The sequence below is a fragment of the Vibrio sp. qd031 genome (assembly GCF_002100145.1).
Classification (GTDB): domain Bacteria; phylum Pseudomonadota; class Gammaproteobacteria; order Enterobacterales; family Vibrionaceae; genus Vibrio.
This window is the reverse complement of the sequence record NZ_JXQD01000027.1, coordinates 1-680: the sequence shown is the minus strand read 5'-3', so window position 1 is coordinate 680 and position 680 is coordinate 1. Positions and strand designations below refer to the sequence as shown.

Below are 680 nucleotides of genomic sequence, written 5' to 3'. Positions count from 1 at the left end.
AAGCTATTATCGTTCCAACAGAACGATAATGAATTGACTGTGCCAAATAACTCATTCCCGAAAGAAGTTGCTATTCGTATTGGTCACTCAGTTCATTGAAATCAAGGTTGATTCCGAGGAATCTATTTGATTATCATCAACGAGTGCCCACACAGATTGATAGGTTTATATTGTTAAAGAGCTTTGCTTTCAGTGCCTTAGCACTTAAGCAGGACGCGTATAATACGCTTTCCACTTTGAAAGTCAACATAAAATTCTAAGTTATTACTAAAAACTTTATGGTGACTGAACTCAAACGAGTTCAATCAAAATTAAAGCCTGGCGATGTCCTACTCTCACATGGGGAAACCCCACACTACCATCGGCGCTATTGCGTTTCACTTCTGAGTTCGGCATGGAATCAGGTGGGTCCACAACGCTATGGTCGCCAAGCAAATTTGTTTAGAGCCGAGAGGCGAGTCGCGAGAAGCGAGTCATCTATCGTCTCTATTTAACTTTGGAAAGCTGTAGCAAAAAACTCGTCTCTCGACGCTCGTTTCTCGTATCTGTTCTCTTACACATTCAAAGTTCTTACTTTGAGTCCAATCAAAACCCTTTGGGTGTTGTATGGTTAAGCCTCACGGGCAATTAGTACAGGTTAGCTCAATGCCTCACAGCACTTACACACCCTGCCTATCAAC

Annotated in this window: 2 rRNA genes; both read right to left on the bottom strand. The window is 42.1% G+C overall.

Annotated elements, in window-relative coordinates:
• Positions 1 to 316: 316 nt before the first annotated feature.
• Positions 317 to 432 (bottom strand): 5S ribosomal RNA (gene rrf / locus ST37_RS15875).
• A 174-nt stretch (positions 433 to 606) separates the two neighbouring features.
• Positions 607 to 680, bottom strand: a 23S ribosomal RNA gene (locus tag ST37_RS15870); the annotation flags it as partial.